This window comes from Tellurirhabdus bombi (assembly GCF_021484805.1).
Lineage (GTDB): Bacteria > Bacteroidota > Bacteroidia > Cytophagales > Spirosomataceae > Tellurirhabdus > Tellurirhabdus bombi.
In genome coordinates, this window is sequence record NZ_CP090557.1 from 2,672,121 (window position 1) to 2,692,504 (window position 20,384).

General features: G+C 49.1%; 16 protein-coding genes. 5 read left to right on the forward strand and 11 right to left on the reverse strand.

Annotated elements, in window-relative coordinates; all coding sequences use genetic code 11:
- The first annotated feature begins 18 nt into the window (after positions 1–18).
- The 4 genes from L0Y31_RS11245 (at position 19) to glgB (ending at position 8,143) form a co-directional block, all read left to right on the forward strand.
- The gene (locus L0Y31_RS11245; RefSeq protein ID WP_234733160.1) at positions 19–1,569 is read left to right on the forward strand and encodes a vanadium-dependent haloperoxidase; all 1,551 of its coding nucleotides are present in this window, start codon (positions 19–21) and stop codon (positions 1,567–1,569) included.
- A gap of 10 nt (positions 1,570–1,579) precedes the next feature.
- On the forward strand, positions 1,580–3,994 hold the full coding sequence (locus L0Y31_RS11250) for a TonB-dependent receptor (protein WP_234733161.1): 2,415 nt from the start codon (positions 1,580–1,582) through the stop codon (positions 3,992–3,994).
- 181 nt (positions 3,995–4,175) lie between these two features.
- Positions 4,176–5,924, forward strand: coding sequence for a maltotransferase domain-containing protein (locus L0Y31_RS11255; protein WP_234733162.1), 1,749 nt, complete (start codon positions 4,176–4,178; stop codon positions 5,922–5,924).
- Between the two features lie 137 nt (positions 5,925–6,061).
- Positions 6,062–8,143, forward strand: coding sequence for a 1,4-alpha-glucan branching protein GlgB (gene glgB / locus L0Y31_RS11260; protein ID WP_234733163.1), 2,082 nt, complete (start codon positions 6,062–6,064; stop codon positions 8,141–8,143).
- Between the two features lie 41 nt (positions 8,144–8,184).
- Here glgB and L0Y31_RS11265 read toward each other — a convergent pair whose 3' ends face one another.
- Positions 8,185–9,147, reverse strand: a complete 963-nt coding sequence (locus L0Y31_RS11265; RefSeq protein ID WP_234733164.1) for a hydrogen peroxide-inducible genes activator — start codon at positions 9,145–9,147, stop codon at positions 8,185–8,187.
- 190 nt (positions 9,148–9,337) lie between these two features.
- Here L0Y31_RS11265 and hemH point away from each other — a divergent pair, with 190 nt between their 5' ends.
- Positions 9,338–10,399 (forward strand): ferrochelatase, encoded by a 1,062-nt coding sequence (hemH, locus tag L0Y31_RS11270; protein ID WP_234733165.1) that lies wholly within the window; start codon positions 9,338–9,340, stop codon positions 10,397–10,399.
- A 72-nt stretch (positions 10,400–10,471) separates the two neighbouring features.
- Here the strand turns inward: hemH and L0Y31_RS11275 are convergent, their stop codons facing one another.
- From L0Y31_RS11275 to L0Y31_RS11320, 10 genes are all read right to left on the reverse strand, one after another.
- On the reverse strand, positions 10,472–11,053 hold the full coding sequence (locus tag L0Y31_RS11275) for a carboxymuconolactone decarboxylase family protein (protein ID WP_234733166.1): 582 nt from the start codon (positions 11,051–11,053) through the stop codon (positions 10,472–10,474).
- Positions 11,054–11,126: 73 nt separating this feature from the next.
- A complete protein-coding gene (locus L0Y31_RS11280; protein ID WP_234733167.1) occupies positions 11,127–11,681 on the reverse strand; it encodes a peroxiredoxin in 555 nt (184 codons plus the stop codon).
- A gap of 320 nt (positions 11,682–12,001) precedes the next feature.
- Positions 12,002–13,000, reverse strand: coding sequence for a hypothetical protein (locus tag L0Y31_RS11285; protein WP_234737163.1), 999 nt, complete (start codon positions 12,998–13,000; stop codon positions 12,002–12,004).
- A gap of 241 nt (positions 13,001–13,241) precedes the next feature.
- A complete protein-coding gene (locus L0Y31_RS11290; protein ID WP_234733168.1) occupies positions 13,242–14,111 on the reverse strand; it encodes a DMT family transporter in 870 nt (289 codons plus the stop codon).
- Positions 14,111–14,872, reverse strand: coding sequence for a hypothetical protein (locus L0Y31_RS11295; protein ID WP_234733169.1), 762 nt, complete (start codon positions 14,870–14,872; stop codon positions 14,111–14,113). The genes L0Y31_RS11290 and L0Y31_RS11295 overlap by 1 nt, the downstream gene beginning before the upstream one ends.
- Positions 14,872–16,125, reverse strand: a complete 1,254-nt coding sequence (locus tag L0Y31_RS11300) for an AAA family ATPase (protein ID WP_234733170.1) — start codon at positions 16,123–16,125, stop codon at positions 14,872–14,874. Before L0Y31_RS11300 ends, L0Y31_RS11295 begins: the two co-directional genes overlap by 1 nt.
- A 43-nt stretch (positions 16,126–16,168) precedes the next feature.
- Positions 16,169–17,425, reverse strand: coding sequence for a sulfate adenylyltransferase subunit 1 (locus L0Y31_RS11305; RefSeq protein WP_234733171.1), 1,257 nt, complete (start codon positions 17,423–17,425; stop codon positions 16,169–16,171).
- An 87-nt stretch (positions 17,426–17,512) separates the two neighbouring features.
- A complete protein-coding gene (cysD, locus tag L0Y31_RS11310) occupies positions 17,513–18,415 on the reverse strand; it encodes a sulfate adenylyltransferase subunit CysD (RefSeq protein ID WP_234733172.1) in 903 nt (300 codons plus the stop codon).
- Between the two features lie 85 nt (positions 18,416–18,500).
- A complete protein-coding gene (locus L0Y31_RS11315) occupies positions 18,501–19,214 on the reverse strand; it encodes a phosphoadenylyl-sulfate reductase (protein WP_234733173.1) in 714 nt (237 codons plus the stop codon).
- Between the two features lie 61 nt (positions 19,215–19,275).
- Positions 19,276–20,382, reverse strand: coding sequence for a Gfo/Idh/MocA family protein (locus L0Y31_RS11320; RefSeq protein ID WP_234733174.1), 1,107 nt, complete (start codon positions 20,380–20,382; stop codon positions 19,276–19,278).
- Positions 20,383–20,384 lie beyond the last annotated feature (2 nt).

Below are 20,384 nucleotides of genomic sequence, written 5' to 3' on the forward strand. Positions count from 1 at the left end.
CTACCAACTTTTGATTTTATGAAAACATCATTCCGTACGATAAGCCTTTGGGCAACAGTTGCCATTTTTGTATCATTTCTTCTTTATGCCTGCAATGAGAAAGTCGTTGAACAGGAAAATTTTGACCCCACTGCCCCAAGTGTTGTTAGCAAAGATGGCGGGAACTGGAAAACGTTTTTAGTCCCGACGCAGCACGCTGCTGCCGCCATTGCTGCCCCTACTTCCGTAAATTCAGATGCGTACAAGAAAGAAGTTGACGAAGTGGTGCAGCTTCAGAAAACATTGACCGAAAGCCAGAAAGAAGCCATCCGGTACTGGAATGGCGGGGCCGTGCTGCGCTGGAATCAGATTATGCGCGAGTTGGTGGCAAAATATAACCTGCCTCCTTACCAGAAAGAAGATGGAACGTATCCTGCTCCGGATGCAGCCAATCCACTGGCATATCCATTTTTCCCGTTTGCCAATCCGCCGTATGCCGCCCGGGCGTATGGTTACATCAGCATCGCCCAGTATGATGCGTTAGTGGCTGCCTGGAAGCACAAATTTGCGCACAACCGTCCCGCGTTGACAAAAACTGCGTCAACCGTAACCGCTTTGGTACCTTTAAATGCTGATCTGCCATCTTATCCGTCGGAAGATGCCGTGCTGGCTTCGGTGACTTTGGAAATGATGAAAGTGATGTTTCCGGGTGAAGTAGTTTATTTACAAGCTAAAGCAGACGAGCAGAAAGCTGCCGCTTTGTGGGCCGGTAAAGCCGTTCGGAGCGACATTGAAGCGGGTGACGCCTTAGGAAAAACCATTGCCGCGCAGTTTGTGGCGCGGGCAAAAACGGACAACGCGGGAAAAGCCGGTGGAAATAAATCGGTTTGGGATGGCTTTGCGACAAAAATAAAAGCCCAGGGAGAACGCCCGTGGATTAGTCTGGAGACCCCAGCTCGGCCACCAATGCTGCCTGTCTTCGGTGAAGTAAAGTCATTTGTTTTGTCCGCGGCAGACATTGCGAAGCTTCGCCCCGGCCCACCGCCTTCTACGAATTCTGAGCAAATGAAAAAAGAAGCCGACGAGGTATTGTCTTACGCCCAAAGCCTGACTCGTGAGCAGACGCGCATTGTGCATTTCTGGGCAGATGGCGCGGGAACTTATACACCTCCGGGCCACTGGAACGCCATTGCAGCAGAAATGATTTGGAAAGCCAAAATGAACGATCTGGAAGCCGCCAAGGTATTTGCCATGCTAGGTAGCGCTGAGTTCGATGCGGCAATCTGCTGCTGGGAGGCGAAATACTACTACTTCAATCCGCGTCCGTCAACCATCAATCCAAAAATAAAAACGGCAACGGGCGTTCCTAATTTCCCAGCTTATACGTCGGGTCACTCTACGTTTTCCGGTGCGGCGGCTACCGTATTGGGCGGTTTATTCCCAGCCGAGAAAGATCGTTTGATGAACATGGCGCAGGAAGCGTCTATGTCTCGCCTGTATGGGGGCATCCACTTCCGGAGCGACTGCGAAGTTGGTTTGAAATGCGGCATTGCCATTGGGCAGGAAACGCTAAAATGGTCTGCACAGTAAACAACCACTGATGAAGTTTATTTATTCTCTTTTATTCATTTCCTTGTTCTTGCATCCCGGTGGTTCTGTGGGGCAGTCGACTACGGGTAGTATAAAAGGCAATGTCTTTAATGCGAAGTGGGTGCCTCTGGAAGGTGTTGCCATACGCTTGCTGGAAACAGGTCAGGGAACGCTAACGGACGCTTCGGGTACGTTTGTTTTTCCTAACCTGCCACGGGGACGGTATACCATCGAAAGTTCTTTTTTAGGCTACGAAACCCAGCGTGAGCCAGTGCGCGTAGGAGAGAGTAGTTCCAAACTGGTTACGTTCAAATTGGCTGAACAGGCGCAATTGCTGAGTGAGGTGGACGTGGAAGGCAAGCGGCTGCGCATTGCGGAAGAGCTAACCGAAATCAACGGCACGTACCTAAATACGGGTAAGCGGAACGAGGTCGTTCGGTTAGCTAACATTGACGCTAACATTGCGGAGAAAACGCCCCGACAGGTATTTGCGCGCATTCCGGGTGTGTTTGTCTACGACATGGACGGGGCTGGTAATCAGGTGAATGTGGCCACGCGAGGACTGGATCCGCACCGTTCCTGGGAAATGAATATTCGGCAAAACTCCGTCATTACCAATTCGGATATGTACGGCTATCCGGCGAGTCATTATTCGCCGCCGATGGAAAGCATTGACCGGGTGGAATTGGTGCGTGGAACGGGATCGTTGCAATACGGAGCGCAGTTTGGCGGTATGATTAATTACGTGACCAAAAGTGCCGACACAACCCGCAAGGTTGGTTTTGAAAGCATCAATTCCGTAGGGTCTTATGGGTTGTTGAGTACATATAACGCTCTGGGCGGACGGGTAGGAAAGTTGACCTACTACGCCTACTACTACAAACGCGCCTCCGAAGGCTACCGCGATAATTCACGCTCCCAGGCGGAGTCTCAATTTGCGCACCTGGAGTATCGCTTTTCTTCCCGCTTGAAAGTGCAGGCAGAGCTGGGACGATCAACGTATGTGTATCAGATTCCGGGGCCTTTGACCGATTCCATGTTCCACCAGAACCCGCGCCAGTCAACCCGCAGCCGGAATTACTTCAATCCCGATATTTATGTGCCATCCATAAAATTGGACTGGCAGATTTCGGATCGGACGCACCTGAGCTGGACCACATCGGCGGTGTTGGGTGCTCGCAACAGTGTTCAACTGGACGCTTTCGCGACGGTGCAGGATATCATCAATCCGCAAACGGGGCAGTACCGGGGCCGTCAGGTAGACATTGACCATTTTAATAGCTACACCACTGAACTTCGGTTGTTGCATCACTACCAAATTGGCAGAATCGGCTCTACCTTGGCGGTGGGCGCGCAGGGAATTACGACGGATTTGCACCGCCAGCAGCAAGGAAAAGGCACCACAGGAACCGATTTTGATTTGAGTATTGACCCGTCGGGTTGGGGCCGTGACCTGCATCTGTATACCAATAACATCGCCTTATTTGCTGAAAATCAATTTCGTTTAACGTCCCGTTTGTCGGTATCGCCCGGTATTCGGGTTGAGAATGGCCTGACAAAAATGCGGGGTACCATCAGTTATTATCCGGCCAATGACTTGCCCAACAACATTGCGCACCGGTTCGCCTTGCTCGGCGTGAGCGCCCAGTATCGGTTAACGCCAGAACTGCGGTTGTTTGGCGGCTGGTCGCAAGCGTATAGACCCGTCATTTTCAAGGACATCATTCCGGCATCGGTTTACGAACGCGTGGACAACAACCTGAAAGATGCTTTTGGGTACAATGCAGAACTCGGCATTAGCGGTCAGTGGAAAGGCGTTCACCTCAACGTGAGTGTGTTCGATCTATTGTATCGGAACCGCCTGGGAACCTTGGTGAATACGGATGCTTCCGGCACGTCGACCGTGCTAAGAACCAACATTGGCGATAGCCGGAACCAGGGCGTTGAAGCGTTGATCGAAGCCAGTATCGTTCAGACAAAAGCCTTGTCGGTCAATGTGTTTACGTCAACGGCCTACATTGATGCGCGTTACACCAATGCGCAGGTAGCCACTGGAAACGAAAACCGGTCGGTTCGGGGAAACCGGGTTGAATCGGTGCCGGTCTGGACAAGCCGGAATGGGTTGACCCTGCGCCACCGGACCGCTAGCTTGACCATCCTGTACAGCTACGTAGGCAAAACATTTTCGGACGCGTTGAACACGCCCGTGGCCACGGCAAACGGGGCAAGAGGACCAGTTCCAGCGTATGGCTTACTGGATTTGGCTGCAACCTGGCGAATTGGCCGGCAATATTCTATTCGTGCGAGCCTCAACAACCTGGCTAATAAGCAGTATTTCACCAAGCGGCCAACCTTTTATCCGGGTCCGGGCGTTTGGTCTTCCGACGGGCGGAGTGCCGTCGTTACGGTGGGTATTCGGATATAAGAGCCGACGTATACTTGCTGCTAAGCAGACGTGATAAAGTTTTTACGATAAATTACACAGAAGTCAAAACAAACAACGGGGCCAGAAACTTTCTATTTTCTGAGCCCCGTTGTTTATGTTAGGGCTTTCTTTTCATTTATCGCATCCATTAACTTGCGTTTCGCTAAGCTGGCATATCACCATGAGTCGTACCACCCGAAAAAGTCCGACAAAGAAATCAAACACAGAAAGCCTGATCCAACACGAGGCGGGGCAGGTTCGTGCTGTCATTGAGCGGGTTAGTCCTGAGCTGGATGGCGGGCGTTTTCCGATCAAGGTACTTTCGGGAGAAACGGTAGTGGTCGAAGCGGACATCTTCACGGACAACCACGAGCCATTAACGGCTGTGCTGCTGTACAAGCACGCCGGTGATACGGAGTGGATCGAATCGCCCCTGACTTTTATCGATAATGACCGCTGGACGGGAAGCTTCTTACTGGAAAGCCCCGGACGCTATATATATACCATTGAAGCCTGGGTAGCTGACAAACGGCAATACGCGGCTCGTTACAAAGAATTAGTTGTTGAAGTAGATCCGCAAAAAGCCGGTTTTAGCGCGTGGTATGGCCTTTTCCCTCGCTCGATTTCCGAAGAGCCGGGGCAACACGGAACCTTCAGGGAGGTAGAACGAGCGTTGCCGCGTATCGCTGCGTTGGGTTTTGACGTGCTTTATTTGCCGCCTATTCACCCAATTGGCGTGACTGGTCGGCGGGGCAAGAACAACCAGTCCGGCGCTCAGGCGGGAGATCCGGGTAACCCGTATAGCGTTGGGAATGAGTTGGGTGGACATACGGCCATTCATCCCGAGTTGGGCACGCTTGATGATTTTATTCACCTGATTCAAATTGCCCGCAACTACGAAATAGACGTGGCGCTGGATTTTGCGGTTCAGTGCTCACCCGACCACCCCTGGGTGAAAGAACATCCGAATTGGTTTAAAAAACCTGATGCAGGGCAGAATGGTGTGGCCGAGCCGGAGATTTACGCCTTCGATTTCGAGACGGAAGATTGGGCCGCTTTGTGGCTGAGTCTGAAGCAGGTTCTGCTGACCTGGGCTTCGTGGGGTGTTCGGATTGTTCGGGCTTCGAGTGCCGACCAAAAGCCTTTTGCGTTCTGGGAGTGGATTATTCGAGAAGTAAAAAAAGAGTATCCAGACCTGGTCTTTCAGGCTGAGGCGTTCACGATGCCTAAAATCATGCGGCAGTTGGCTAAACGGGGTTTTAGCCAGTCGTGTACCTATTACATCTGGCGCAACACTAAACACGAGTTACAGGAATACGTGAATGAGCTGCGGTGGAGCGAAATGCAGACCTATTACCGGCCTGTTTTCTGGCCCGCAACACTAGACATAAATCCGTTTAATTTACAGGCTGGCCACGAACCGCAGGCGCTTATCCGGTATTTTATGGCGGCCACGCTGTCGGCCAATTACGGTATTTTCGGACCTTCGTTTGAGCTAATGGCTTACGAAGCCATTCCAGGTAAGGAAGAATACCTGAACTCCGAAAAATACGAAATCCGGCACTGGAACCGCAACCGAAACAACCGCTTAAGCTACCTGATTGGCATTGTAAACCGGTTGCGGAAGGAAAATGCGGCTTTGCAAACAACCAATAATCTGACTTTCTGCCGCATTGACGATGATGCCCTGATGGCGTATTTAAAAGTAACGGAGGCCAACCGACTGCTGATTGTCGTCAACCTGGATACCTATAACAATCGGGGCGGAATGGTTCAGGTTCCAATCGGACAACTGGGCATCTCGGAGGAGCAAGAATACACCGTACATGATCTGCTGACGGATGCCTATTATACCTGGAAAGGTGCCTGGAACTATGTCGAACTCGATCCGTACGTCCTGCCCATGCATTTATTAAGAATTGAGTTGTAGGGGGAGAAAGAGTTTATTCACACCTTTGTCCAATCCGGTTGAAGGGAGGGCTGTATTTATTCCAGCATTTTTGTTTTATTTCATAAAAAATAGGAAATAGTCTGGATCAACCAGAAAATAGTTTAGAATACTAGCTGATGGCAAAACGTAAAACGACTACCGATAATATTCCTGAAACGACACCCGCCAAAAAAACGTCGCCGCGGAAGAAAAACGTTGAATCTGTTGAAGCAAGTGCTGCGCCTACGTCGCCAGAAACCAGCGTAGAAGCACCAGTCGTTGTGGCGGAAACCGTATTTGTGGACACGTCAAAATCCGTTTGGAACCATACTCGGTTCTCCGATTTTGACATTCATCTTTTCCGTTCCGGGAAACATTACCGCTTGTACGAAAAATTAGGTTCGCACGTAGTGGAAGTCGTGGGCGTTGTTGGAACCTATTTTGCCGTCTGGGCACCGTCGGCGCGGTCGGTATCCGTCATTGGTAATTTCAACGGCTGGAATCGTCAGAGTCATCAGTTAAGCGTCCGATGGGATAGCTCAGGCATCTGGGAAGGTTTTATTCCGCATGTTGGTCGGGGAGAAGTCTACAAATACTACATCCACGGGGCCAACGGGCTGCATTTTGAAAAAGGCGATCCGTACGCACTGCGCTGGGAAACACCGCCACAGACGGCTTCAGTCGTGTGGGATACCTGGTATGAATGGAAAGACGACTACTGGATTCGCAATCGGGGTAAGTTCAACGCGTTGAACAAGCCATTTTCGGTTTATGAAGTACACCTGGCTTCCTGGCGGCGTGATCCAAGCAATCCGAGTCGTTTTCTGAGTTACGAGGAAATTGCGGACGCGCTGGTGCCGTACGTGAAAGAAATGGGCTTCACGCACGTGGAATTTATGCCCGTTATGGAGTACCCTTATTCGCCATCGTGGGGGTATCAGATTACGGGCTATTTTGCGCCGAGCAGCCGTTTCGGAACACCGCAGGGCTTTATGGAACTCGTTGAGCGGCTTCACCAGGAGAATATTGGGGTATACCTGGACTGGGTACCTTCACACTTTCCGGGCGATGCCCACGGGCTGTATGAGTTTGATGGCTCGCACCTGTATGAGCACCCAGACATGCGCAAGGGTTACCATCCCGACTGGAAAAGCTATATTTTCAATTATAGCCGCAACGAAGTCCGGTCGTTTTTGATCTCTAATGCCATGTTCTGGCTGGATCGTTTCCATATCGATGGCTTGCGGGTTGATGCGGTGGCGTCGATGCTGTACCTCGATTATTCGCGGAATCACGGAGAATGGGAGCCTAACATTTTCGGAGGGCGGGAAAACCTGGAAGTGATTTCGCTGCTTAAAGAGTTGAACGAAGCTGTATATAAAGAATACCCTGAAATACAGACTATTGCCGAAGAGTCAACGGCTTTCCCGGGCGTATCCCGACCTGCTTTCATGGGCGGCTTAGGCTTCGGTATGAAGTGGATGATGGGCTGGATGAACGATACACTGCGCTATTTCGAGCGTGATCCGTATTACCGCCGCTGGCACCAGGAAGAAATTACATTCAGTACGGTCTACGCCTTTTCCGAAAATTTCATGCTGCCCCTTTCGCACGATGAAGTTGTATACGGAAAGAAATCGCTGGTAAGCAAAATGCCGGGCGATGAATGGCAACGCTTTGCCAATTTACGCCTTCTATTTTCCTATATGTTCACCCATCCAGGCACCAAGCTGCTGTTTATGGGAGGGGAATTTGGGCAGACCTCGGAATGGAAATTTGAGGGAAGTCTCGACTGGCACCTGCTGGATTTTGCGCCGCACCAGGGCATGAAAGAATGCATGAAAGCGTTGAACAACGTGTACCGGAATGAGCTGGCGCTCCACGAGCAGAGTTTCGTACCAGAAGGTTTTGAGTGGATTGACACCTCCGACCGCGAAAACAGCATTATTGTGTTCGCCCGAAAAGGCACCCGCATCAAAGAACAAGTTGTTGTCGTGCTTAACATGACACCGACACCGCGCCTGAACTACCGCGTTGGGGTTCCGCTGGAAGGAGTCTGGAAAGAGATATTCAACAGCGACGCCAAGGAGTTTTTCGGAAGTGGCCTACTGAATCCAGAGCCGTTGACTACCGAAGCCGAAAAGTGGCACGGACGACCCGATTCCTTGCGCCTGTCGATTCCGCCGCTGGGAGCCGTTGTTTTAAAATACCAAGGTTAATGGAGAGAGCCGGACAAGAGTCCGGCTTTTTTTGAATACACTTATTCCGAGCGTCGCAGATCGAAAGTACTAACGACCTGACCGGGTTTTTTGTCGTTTTGCAGTTCTTTGGGCAAGTGCGCGATGATTTCTTTTTTCAGGGCCTTGATTAATTTTCGCTTCAGGAAACTGCGGTGCGTAATCAGACTGACTTCGCGGACGGGCTGGGGCGATTCAAACGGGCGGAGACGCGAACGGCGTGTTTCGTTCAGGTCCAGCGTCGCCAGATGCGGTAGGAGCGTAAAGCCAGCCTGTCGGTCAATTAACTTAATGAGGGTTTCGAGCGAACCCGATTCGTACCGAAGCGACTGGGTGTTGCCGTTTACGCGGGGCGCTTTGCCGCAGAGGTTCATTACCTGGTTGCGCAGGCAGTTGCCTTCGTTGAGCAGCCACAGACCATCGGTATGTAAATCATCAGAATGAATCTCCTTTTTGCTGGCCAGTGGGTGTGATTCAGCCACGTAAGCCGTAAAGGATTCGTGGAAAAGGGGTATTTCGTTGATGCCTGATTCGTGCAGCGGCGTTACCACAATACCGACGTCAATCAATCCATTTTTGAGTTTTTCAACCGCCTGCTCCGTCATCAATTCCTGAATTTGTACCTGAACAGCCGGATAATTGGCCATAAACGAACCGATAAAATAGGGTAGGAGGTAAGGAGCCAGGGTCGGAATGATGCCAATGCGCAGTTCTCCGCTATACTCTTCAATCGCTTCGTTGACAATTTCCGGGATGCGCCGCGCTGCTTGCAAAACTTCCCGCGCCTGCATCAGAATCGCCTGCCCCGTCTCCGTGGGGACCACAGGCTGTTTGGAACGGTCAAAGATTAGGACACCGAGTTCGTCTTCCAGTTTTTGAATCTGCATGCTGAGTGTCGGCTGCGTAACGTGGCAATTTTCGGCGGCGGTGGCAAAATGCCGGTAGGTATCAACGGCAACAATGTAGTCAAGCTGGGAAATCGTCATAATAACCAATGGGTATTTGGAAGAACGCGCTGCAAGGTTACGAATAATATAAATAAAATCTATGGATAAATGAATAATATAGACAAGTTCTAAAAGGGAAAACCCGTACCTTTGAGGCGCTAATTATAGAGTCAAGCACTTACGATGGAATACGGCGCAACCAAGGCCGGTCGTTTATTGTTTTCCACTTATGGAGTCATCTGTTTTACAAGAATCAAGAGTTCATATAAAAGCGCCGGGCAAAACGGGGGTGCTGCTGGTTAATCTGGGTACGCCCGACAGTCCTTCTGTTCCCGATGTACGCAAATACCTGCGCGAGTTTTTGATGGACGGGCGTGTAATCGATATTCCGCTGGTCCAGCGTACGTTTCTGGTCAACGGGATTATCGCGCCGTTTCGGGCACCAAAGTCGGCCAAAGTCTACCGGGAATTGTGGACTGAGAACGGTTCCCCATTGAAATATTATGGACAAATTGTGGAGCGGGAATTGCAAAAATTTCTGGGCGATCAATATGTCGTGAAATTGGCCATGCGCTACCAGAACCCGAGCATTCCGGCGGGATTGGCGGAGTTTCAGCAGCTGGGACTGACTCAAATCGTGGTGGTGCCGTTTTTTCCGCAGTATGCGTCGGCCTCAACCGGTTCGGTCTACGAGAAAGTGATGGACGTTATTTCCAACTGGCAGGTTATCCCGCAGATCAAGTTTACGAACACTTTCTTTGATCACCCAAAATTCATTGAAGGCTTTGTCCGGAACGCCCGGAAATACATGGCAGAGCGCCAATTTGATTATTTTCTGTTTAGTTATCACGGTCTTCCCGAACGGCAGATCCTCAAAGGCGATGTCACCAAGACCGTCTGCCGTCTGGGTGACTGCTGCGACACGCTCCACGCCCAAAACCAGTATTGCTATCGGGCCCAGTGCTTTGCCACTACACGTTTGCTGGTGCGTGAACTGGGTATTCCGGAAGGTAAATACATCACGTCGTTCCAGTCGCGGTTGGGAAACAATCCCTGGATTAAGCCCTATACAGATGAGGTAATTAAAGAATTACCCAAAAAAGGCATTAAAAGTGTGCTGGCTTTCTCGCCTGCCTTTGTAGCCGACTGTCTGGAAACCACGATCGAAGTAGGCGAAGAATATAAAGAAATATTTGAAAAAGAGGGCGGTGAGCACTGGCAACTGGTTGAAAGCCTGAACGACAGTCCTTTGTGGATTGAAACGATTGCCGACTTAGTGCAGAAAGCCTGATTGATTGTAACTTATAAAACAGAAAAGCCACCCCGGAAGGTGGCTTTTGTTTTTAGATATTGATGAAATTCCCTACAATAGTGTAATCAGACCTTTGATGACGGAAACCACCCGGATCGCTTCGAAGACGCGCGCTTCGGAAGCACCGTGTTTCAGAACACTTTCTTCGTGCGAACGAACGCAAAGTTCGCAGCCATTAACGGCTGAAACCGCCAAGCTCACCAGCTCAAAAAATTCTTTACCCAAAACCGGATTCATCATGATGCTCATGCGAATGCCAGGCTGGGTTTGCTGATAGTACTCTTTGCTGATAAAGTGCCGGAAACGATAAAACACGTTGTTGGTACTTAGCAGTGAGGTACAGGCTAACACTTCCGCTACTTCCGCGTCAGTGGCGCCTTCCTGCTTGGCCAGGTTCGTGAAACTATCGGTTAACGGCTGGTATTTTTCGTTCACTGCCACCGACAAGGCCAGCAACAGCGATTCTTTCTTCGTCAGATTCTGGTTGCTGTTAAGCACATTGCCCACGTTGATTTTCAAATCACGCAGGTAACGAGCGTCGCCTAAAGATTCCAGGGCCGGGTAGGCCACATCGGTATTCAGGCCCAGATTGGTCAACAGCGAAATGACAGTATCAGTTTTTGTGGCAACCATGGTGTGTTGTATAAATTGAGCAATCAGCGAATGGGCGATCTAGGCCATCATCCGCTGATTGCATCGGATGAAATTAGGCGTTGATGGTTGCTTCGCCTTTTTGCCAGTTGCAAGGGCAAAGCTCGTCCGTTTGCAGGGCGTCCAGAATACGAATTACTTCGTTTACGTTGCGGCCTACAGACAGGTCGTTAACGGCTACCCAGCGAACAATGCCTTGTGGATCAACAATGTATGTTACGCGGTAAGCTACTTTTTCGTTGGCTTCCAGGATACCCAGTTCTTCAGCCAGAGATTTTGACGTATCGGCTAGCATCGGGAATTTCAGACCACGCAGATCGTCGTGGTTCTGACGCCATGCCAGGTGAACAAATTCGCTATCGGTTGAAGCACCGATCAGAACGGCGTCACGATCTTCGAAATCTTCCGCTTTTTTATTGAATTCAGCGATTTCAGTTGGGCAAACGAATGTGAAGTCTTTAGGCCACCAGAACATAACCAGCCATTTGCCAGCTGACTTATGATCTTCTGATGAAATTTCGTAAAACTCGTTTCCTTTCTCCATAGAAACAACAGCTAGTTTCTTGAATTCAGGGAACTGTGAACCAACAGAGATAATTTGATTTTTCATAGTTATAAGATGTATAACAGGTTGTCGAATGTCTAACTATAGTGCAAATATGAAGCTAAAAATTGATTATCTCATATAGCTTTTGTTGATCTTGTATAGATAAAATCTATTAAATATGCCCTCTTATAAGGTCATAGAGGCATTTTATAAATATTTTAGCTTGTCTATTGATCGTTAGGGAGTTTTTATTGTACAATATTTATGCTTTATGCTTTTTCTTGTCAAATAGGATAAAAAGACTATTATGTTGCACAGGGTTTTTCAAAAAAAGAACCCCACTCAGTTTATGAGTGGGGTTCTTCACTAAATAAAAAGAGACATTAAGCCGCCAAGCGATGCTCTTGCTGGCTATCAAGGAGCAGTGGCTCAATGATATTGGTCAAGCGATCGCGTAAGAAGCCTTCCTGCAAATAAATCGGTAGTTTGGCAATCAATCGTTTAAACCCGGCAATGCCTAAGGCTTTGGCGATGTACGCTTCGTGAACCGCATTAAGGTGCGATACAATGTTAACCAGCGACTCGTGGAAAAGTCGAACGTCGATCTCTGAATCAACAAAGCGTTCAATCTCGCGATTCGTTGACGAAATGCGCAAACGGCTTAGGATATCAAAATAAGTAGTATAGCCTAGCTGCTTGCCCAATTGTTTATATTGTTCTTCGCTAAACTTTTGCAGAATCTCGCCCGTTCTGGCGCTTCTGAAGGCCGTCTTGGGGTTCTTCTGAATAATTTGGCGCAATGCTTTAATACGCTGGTCGCGGGTTGTTTTCAGGAATTGGGCAACTTCGGCTTGGGCGGCTGATTCGCGCGAAGGCAAGGTTAAATCGGGTTTTGATTTGGCCAAAGGCAAACGCATCGTGCGGTAATTATTCAGCGGACCGGACGCATAGAAGCCAGTCGATGAAGGATAATAACCACGCACAACCATATTTCCGACCCGACGACGAATTGTTTCTTCATTGCTGATCGATTCACCAGCAAGCAAAAGAAAAGCCCGTACGCCGAATAAAACGCTATAATACGCCTGCGGAAAAGTCCAGTGCAGGGAGTTTTGCAAATACTGGTTGTCGTTGACAACAGGTGTAATCCGCAAAGCATACTCCGCACTCCAGCAATTCAGCAGTAACTTCTCTAAAGCTTTCCGTTGCTCTTCCGTAGTTGTTGGCTCAAAACTTTGGAACAGCGGGAATCGTGCCAGATCGAACAAGTCGTCTTGGCGTTGAATATGGAAATCGATGGCGAAGAAGTGGTTCAGGAACACCTGCGCCGGAATGGATTTCCGCCACGTCTCCTCAAGCTGCGTTCCGGGTATCACCTGCATGGTCACACCAACCTGATTTTGGGTATTTTCAGTGCTCTGTTTCATACATAAATATAACATGAAAGCCTAAAAAAATGTTCTTTTCTGTCGACTTTTTTCTATGTATAAAGCCCTGAAAAATAATCAGTTGTAAGGAATTTCTCGCTCCTTAACTAATGCTTGAAAAAGGATTGTTTTTTGAGCTGTTCCTGCCCCTGAAAAATGCTCCAAATCTAGGTGGAAAAGGAGCTTTCGCGGGTCATTAAACGCGTTTCCTGAACTTCTCTAGCTGCCCTAAATACAGCCCGGCCAGTACCAACAACGTTCCCGCGTAGGTATGCCAGGTAATGGGTTCATTGAGCAAAACGGAGGAGTAGGCAAAGCCAAAAATGGGGCAGAGGAACATCCAGAACGAAGCCCGTACGGCGTCCTGCCGGACCAGGTGGAACCAAAGTTGAAGCGCAACCACCGAAACCGGAATAATCAGCCAGAACACAGACGCCCAGAAACGCCCGTCGTAGTGCGCGGCTCCCCAATCGGCAAAAACAACCGTAAAAGGCAGCAGCAGAATGCCACCAATGCCCACCTGCCAGCCGTTGATGACAATGTTGGGAAGCTGGAAGTTGCAGCGAGCATAATACACCGTGGCCACCGACACCGAAACCATACCGCCAAGGAGAATGAGCAATCCTTCAACAGTAGCAAAACTTCCCTGAAGCAGCGGATACGTAGCCAGCGTGACGCCTCCCAAGCCCAAGGCGACGCCCGCAAACTCAAACCACCGCAGAGGCCGCTTGAGCCAGATTGCTGAAATGAGCGTGATAAAGAGCGGACTCGTCGCGGTGGATAAACTGCCAATCCCCGCCGAAACCTGTTTGATGGCCAGCACAAAGGCGGCCAGATAAACGGTCGTATTCAAAAAGGCAAAAAGAGTCAGCTGTTTCCATTCCTTTCCTTTGGGAAGCGGATTTTTTCGCAGGACATACGCATAAAAACCCATCAGGCTACCGGCAATCAGAAAGCGGGTATTGGCTAAGATTAATGGATCGGCGGATTGTACTCCAAATTTTGTGGCGGCTGAGGCAGAAGCCCACAACAAGGCAAATAGAAGACCGGGGAGGAGGGAACGCATTAGTCGAGAAATTCTGGTGGCACCATCATACGCACTGCGCTTATGGAACGCATAAGCATCGTAAAGGCGCTTTTCCGTGATAACAAGCCTTGTAATTTTGTCTGTGCTTCAAATTCAGCTTGTGCATTGTTTTGATCCTGAGCATTTCTCCAGACGATAATGGTATTCAATACCTCGTCGCGCTTTTTATAAATGGCAAAACGCAGTTCAGCCGTTCGCTTTTGTGTCTCATGGCTTGTCCCGTTGTGCAGGTGATTGAGTAGATTAGCAGTATTTATAGCTTTTATATTAAGCGGATTCATAGCGCCAAAGCTGACTTTTTGGCCATTAAAGTCAATATGGTAAAGCAGTTCGGATTCTACGGCGTCGTTTGGAGCGCATGGATCAAGGTAGCCGCCAACCGGAGTTGTGCGCGGCTTCATCATGTTAGCAGCGTGTTCTGCCGGATACAGATTTGTCCACTGGTAAGTTAAGTCAGGGTGCTCTTGGCGAGAGACAAAATGCTCCACGTCCATCGACCAGGAAGTAGCGAACTTCTGCTCAGTTAAGTAACATTTCGCGAAGAAGCAGGCGTCAAATTCTTCAAAGAGGTCAGCGTCACGCCATTTCTCACTACATTTTGGTTTGGAAAGTGTCTGTTGATCTTTTGGTAGCTGTTGATCAATTTTGTAAGCGTCTAAATCATCAAGATACCGTTGTATTTCGGGAGTAGAAAGTGATTGGGGTGGGTTCGGGTTTCGCTCAATTTGAATCACAAGCATTAAGCATTTTGCAGGATAATGGATTCTAACTCGATTTTGAGAGTAGGAGAAAGGTATCGTTCATTCTCAACTAAAATCGTTTGCAGGAGTTCCCGGCGTTTTTCTTTGCTAGCCTCGGTCATCGCGTGATTCACCTTTTCGATGATTCGATCTGCGATGGGCGAATATTCGTTTTCTAGGCCAAAATGCGTAACCATTAATTCAGAAAAGCTCTTTCCGACCACTTCATCTGTGACGGTTTCTTTCGTAGTGAGGTCAAAAATCGTGGCTTTTTTGATGCTCGAAATAATAGCTGGTGAGTGCGTAGCGGCAATAAACTGAATATTAGGAAAAAGACTGGTTAGTAATGGTAGAACCTGGTATTGTAATTCAAGGTGAAGGTGGGTTTCTGGCTCGTCGATCAGAACGATTCCGCAGGGGTTGTACGAAAAGTTACCAACCTGCTTGCGAATCAAATCGACGCGCATGAACAAATCCATCAGAATACTCAGCAGCGCAGAAAATCCTTCTGACAATGTATCGAACGTAAGCTGGCGTCCATCTGAAAGCTGAATATAAAAGTCGAAACTCTCCTGAACAAAAACTAACTCTAGCCCCTTGTCTTCAAAAATTGAGCGGAACGTTTCTGTTATTTTACTGAAAAACCGCTCCGTTTGTTCAATCTTTTCTTTGTTGTTGTTGAGCTGATCAAAAGCCTGATAAACTTTTTGGTTAACCAGATACTGCTTAAACTGATTTGTAAATTTTTGTGTTGAGTCATCTTTCAACAGTTGATTAACAAAGTCAGTCTCTTTGCTAACAGTGGTGACTTGTGTCACTTTACTTTCTCTTTTAGCTAATAAGAAAGAGTACACAAGAACATTTTTATTAAGAATCCAAAAGTTAATTGGTTCAACATTGTAATACAAGCTGAGCCTATCTAGCTGCTCAAGATCTTGCTGAAGCCTTACTACGTCTTGCGCCTTTTCTCCTTTTACGAGGGTGCTTTGGTTTATAGCACTTTTTAACCGATCAATGTGCTTTGATGGATCATTAACCTGAACCAAAAAATTTTGGTGTACGCTACCACGCCATATTAAAATATGGCTGTTTATAGCTTTCAAAATCGTACTTTTCCCAGAGCCATTTTTGCCTGTCAAAATCAAATGACTAAATGGCTGATAATTATGTAGCACAATATCAAAATCCTTGTACGCATAACAGTCGTTTACGTGCAAGGATTTGATATAGGGAAATTCTTCAGGCTTGATCATAGTTGCCCTGGTTATTTTTTAGCAATAATGCCGACAGACAAATTTATTCCACCTCGCCACGCAGCATCAACGCGCCTACCGTTACGTTGGAAGTTTCGTCGATCAGGATGGCACCGCCATTGACACGATTTTGAGTATATGGGTCAAAACTAACGGGTTGCGCCGTTTTCAGAATGACTTTAGCAATGTCGTTCAGCTTTAGACTATCAACGTCTGTAGCCTCTTCGTAGGTATTGATATTAAGTTGGTAAACAATTTCACGAACCACGCAGCGCGTGCGGAACGTACCGTGCTGAAGCGTGTATTTACTGCCTGCTTTCAGCGCTTTCGTATCCATCCAGCACAGCATGGCTTCGATGTTCTGGCTAACGATAGGCTGACGGTCTGATTTAACGATCAAATTTCCCCGGCTTACGTCCACATCGTCCGCTAAGTGAAGAATGACCGACATCGGCGCAAAGGCTTCGTCGTAGTGCGCTTCGGCCAGTTCGATGGCTTCGACCGTGGAGGTTTCGCCGGAAGGAAGTACCGTGACGGCATCCCCTTTACGGAAAATACCACTTGTGATTTTTCCGGCATAACCCCGGTAGTCGTGTAAGTCGGTCGTCTGCGGACGAATGACGTACTGCACCGGAAAACGGGCGTGGGTCAGGTTTTCGTCGTGATCGATGGCTACGTCTTCGAGGTGGCTCAGCAGCGTTTTTCCGTCGTACCACGGCATATGAACCGATTTATCCACCACATTATCGCCGTTAAGTGCGCTTAGTGGGATATACGTAACGTCTTTTGAAAGTGATAATTTCTGGGCCAGTTCTGCGTACTGGATGCAGATATTGGAGAAAACATCCTGCGAGTAATCAACCAAATCCATTTTATTCACCGCCACCACAATGTGCGGAATGCCCAGCAGCGATGCAATGAGCGAATGCCGGCGTGTTTGCTCCACCACCCCATGACGGGCATCAACCAGAACGATAGCCAACTGGCAGTTCGAAGCGCCCGTCACCATGTTGCGGGTATACTGGATGTGCCCCGGCGCATCAACAATGATAAATTTGCGTTGTGGCGTCTGAAAATAGCGGTAAGCCACATCGATGGTGATGCCCTGCTCGCGTTCGGAGCGGAGGCCGTCGGTAAGCAACGCTAAGTCTATTTCTCCCTCGTCGCGGCTTTTGCTGGCCCGTTCGATGGCTTCCAGCTGGTCGGCCAGAATGGATTTGGAATCGTATAACAGGCGGCCAATCAGCGTACTTTTGCCATCATCGACACTCCCTGCGGTAATAAATCTAAGTAAGTCCATTGGTGTAATGTGTGAAAGAGTGAGAGAGCGAAAGAGTGAAAGGCGCAATTGTGCAGTCGCTCTCTCACTCTTTCGTCTTTTCGCTCATTAAAAATATCCCCCCTTTTTCCGGTCTTCCATGGCGGCTTCGGATACCTGGTCGTCGATGCGGGTTTCCCCCCGTTCGCTGATGCGGGTGGCCTGAATTTCGGCAATGGCGGCATCCAACGTAGCGGCCTCAGACTCAACGGCAGCCGTACAGGAAATGTCACCTACGGTGCGGAAACGTACTTTCCGGGTGACAATTTGATCGCCTTCTTCGGCTTGGATCACTCCCTTGGCCGTAGCCAGTAATTTCCCATCGCGCAGAATCAGTTCGCGCTCGTGGGCAAAGTAAATGGGAGGGAGGGCAATATTTTCGCGTTTGATATAATTCCAGACATCGAGTTCAGTCCAATTGGAAATCGGAAATACGCGGACATTCTCGCCTTTGTGAATTTTGCCGTTGTAAGTATTCCAGAGTTCTGGACGCTGGCGCTTAGGGTCCCAGGAACCAAATTCGTCGCGGACTGAAAAGACACGTTCTTTGGCGCGGGCTTTCTCTTCGTCGCGGCGGGCACCACCAATGCAGGCATCAAACTCAAATTCTTCGATGGTGTCGAGCAACGTAAACGTTTGCAGCGCATTACGGCTGGCATTACGCCCCGTTGGTTCTTTCAGGCCTTTTGCCCGAATGGTATCTTCTACGTAACGAACAACCAGGCGTTCGCCTAAACTTTCGGCCAGCCAATCCCGGAAATCGAGCGCCTCCTGAAAGTTGTGGCCTGTATCGATATGCACCAACGGAAACGGAAACTTGCCGGGCCGGAACGCTTTGCGCGCCAGATGGACAAGGGTAATGGAATCCTTACCGCCCGAAAACAGCAGCGCAGGTCGTTCAAACTGCCCGGCGACTTCGCGCATGATGTGAATCGCTTCGGATTCAAGTTGATCTAGATAATCAAGTTTCATTCTTTCAATGATTGAAAGAGTGAAAGAGTGAGAGAGCGAAAGAGACGCGTTGAACCAACCGCTCTTTCGCCTTTCGCTCTTTCGCTCATCGGCTATGTAAACCACATTCTTTCTTCGACTGGTCTTCCCACCACCAGCGGCCTGCGCGGAAATCCTCGCCTTCGCGAATGGCGCGGGTACAGGGCTGGCAGCCAATGCTCACGAATCCCCGGTCGTGGAGCGGGTTGTAGGGAACGTTATTTTCGCGGATGTATTCTTTCACCTGATCGAAACTCCAATCCATGAGCGGGTGAAATTTGAAAAGCTGATGCGCTTCGTCCCATTCCAGTGGCGTCATGGTCTGGCGGTTCTGCGACTGCTCAGCGCGAATACCTGTAATCCAGATTTTATTGCCGGCCAGTGCCCGGTTCAGGGGTTCAACTTTGCGCAGAAAGCAGCACTCTTTCCGGTTTTCAACGGAATCGTAAAAGCTGAAAGGGCCCTTTTCGTTCAACAGGTTCTCAATCGCAGCTTGATTGGGAAAATACGCCTCAATTTTGGTGTCGTAACGGCTGTTTGTTTTTTGCCAAACCTGATAAGTCTCGCCAAACATGCGCCCCGTGTCCAGCGTGAACACTTTTACCGGGATGTGATTGCTAAATAGTAAATCGGTAATGACCTGATCCTCATAGCCTAAACTGGTTGAGAAAACAACTTCACCGGGAAATAAAGCCGCCAGCGTGCGTAAAGCGTCAACTTCATTTTTGCCCGCCAGCAGGTCGGTGAGGCTTTCAAGCGTGTAGGAAGGTTCTGCTATCATAGTTTACCTCGGGCTTCGGCCCGTGATTTTGATGTATTCGAAAAAAGGGCCGGAGCCGCAATTACTTTAATGTAATGGTTTTCTGTTCTTTAGCCGACCGTTTGGCAGCGTCCAGAATCTCCATAACCACCATATTCACCTGAAGCGATGACAAATCATTGACCGATTTAGTTTCGTTTCGAACTACGCTGGCCAGAAAAGCAAACGGGTCTATCGCCGGAGCCAGCGTCTGAGGAGCTTCAGCAACCTGCTCGGCTTTATCTGCTTTCAAACGAAGGCGCATCCGCTTGCCGTCTACGGTCATGACGTAGCCAGTCTGCCCATAAACTTCCATGTCTTTTCGGCTGAAAGGCCAGTTCCAGGAAGCCTGGATAACGGTCTGGGCGTTTGGATAAGTCAGAATGATCGTTGCTTCATCATCTACTTTTGGGTAAATGTCCGGCTTGATTTGCTGCGTAATGGCCGTGACCGTTTGGGGGCGCTGGCCGTTGAACAACCAGGTGGATAAATTCGCTCCGTAACAGCCAAAATCAAACAACGCGCCCGCTCCGTTATCAACCGGGTCCGTTAGCCAATCCAGAAATTCTTTGTCAACGCCAATTTCCTTTGGCCCCTCATGGCCGTCATGAACCACGATTTTACGAATGTCGCCAATGGCTTTGTCCTTGTTGATCAGTGCGAACGCTTTGTAATTGCCGCCATACCAGGTTGTTTCATAGTTCGTTAGCAAATGAATCTGGTGCTTTTTCGCTAGCGTTTCCATTTGCCGGGCGTGATCGAGGCTGACCGCCAATGGTTTTTCGACCATGACATGCACTCCGCGCGGCGCACAAATCTGAACGGTTTTCAGGTGGTCAACGATTTTACCAAAATCCGTAACGGCTTCCGGTTTGGTCTTGTCCAGCATTTCCTCGATAGTTGGATAAACCAAACTCATCGGCAGGTTATGCTGCTTCAGAAACCGCTCGGCCAGTTGCCGGTTGGGTTCGGCGATGCCCACAATCTCGATGTCATTTTGCTTCACCCGACCCAGAATCCAGTGAACGTGCGAATGAACCAAGCCAACAATACCAACGCGAACAGGCTTTTTAGCCGGTTGGGCAGTAGCATTCGTACTCACCATCTGGGCGAGCGCCAACGAAAGGAGTAAAATGCTGGTTATCTGCATGG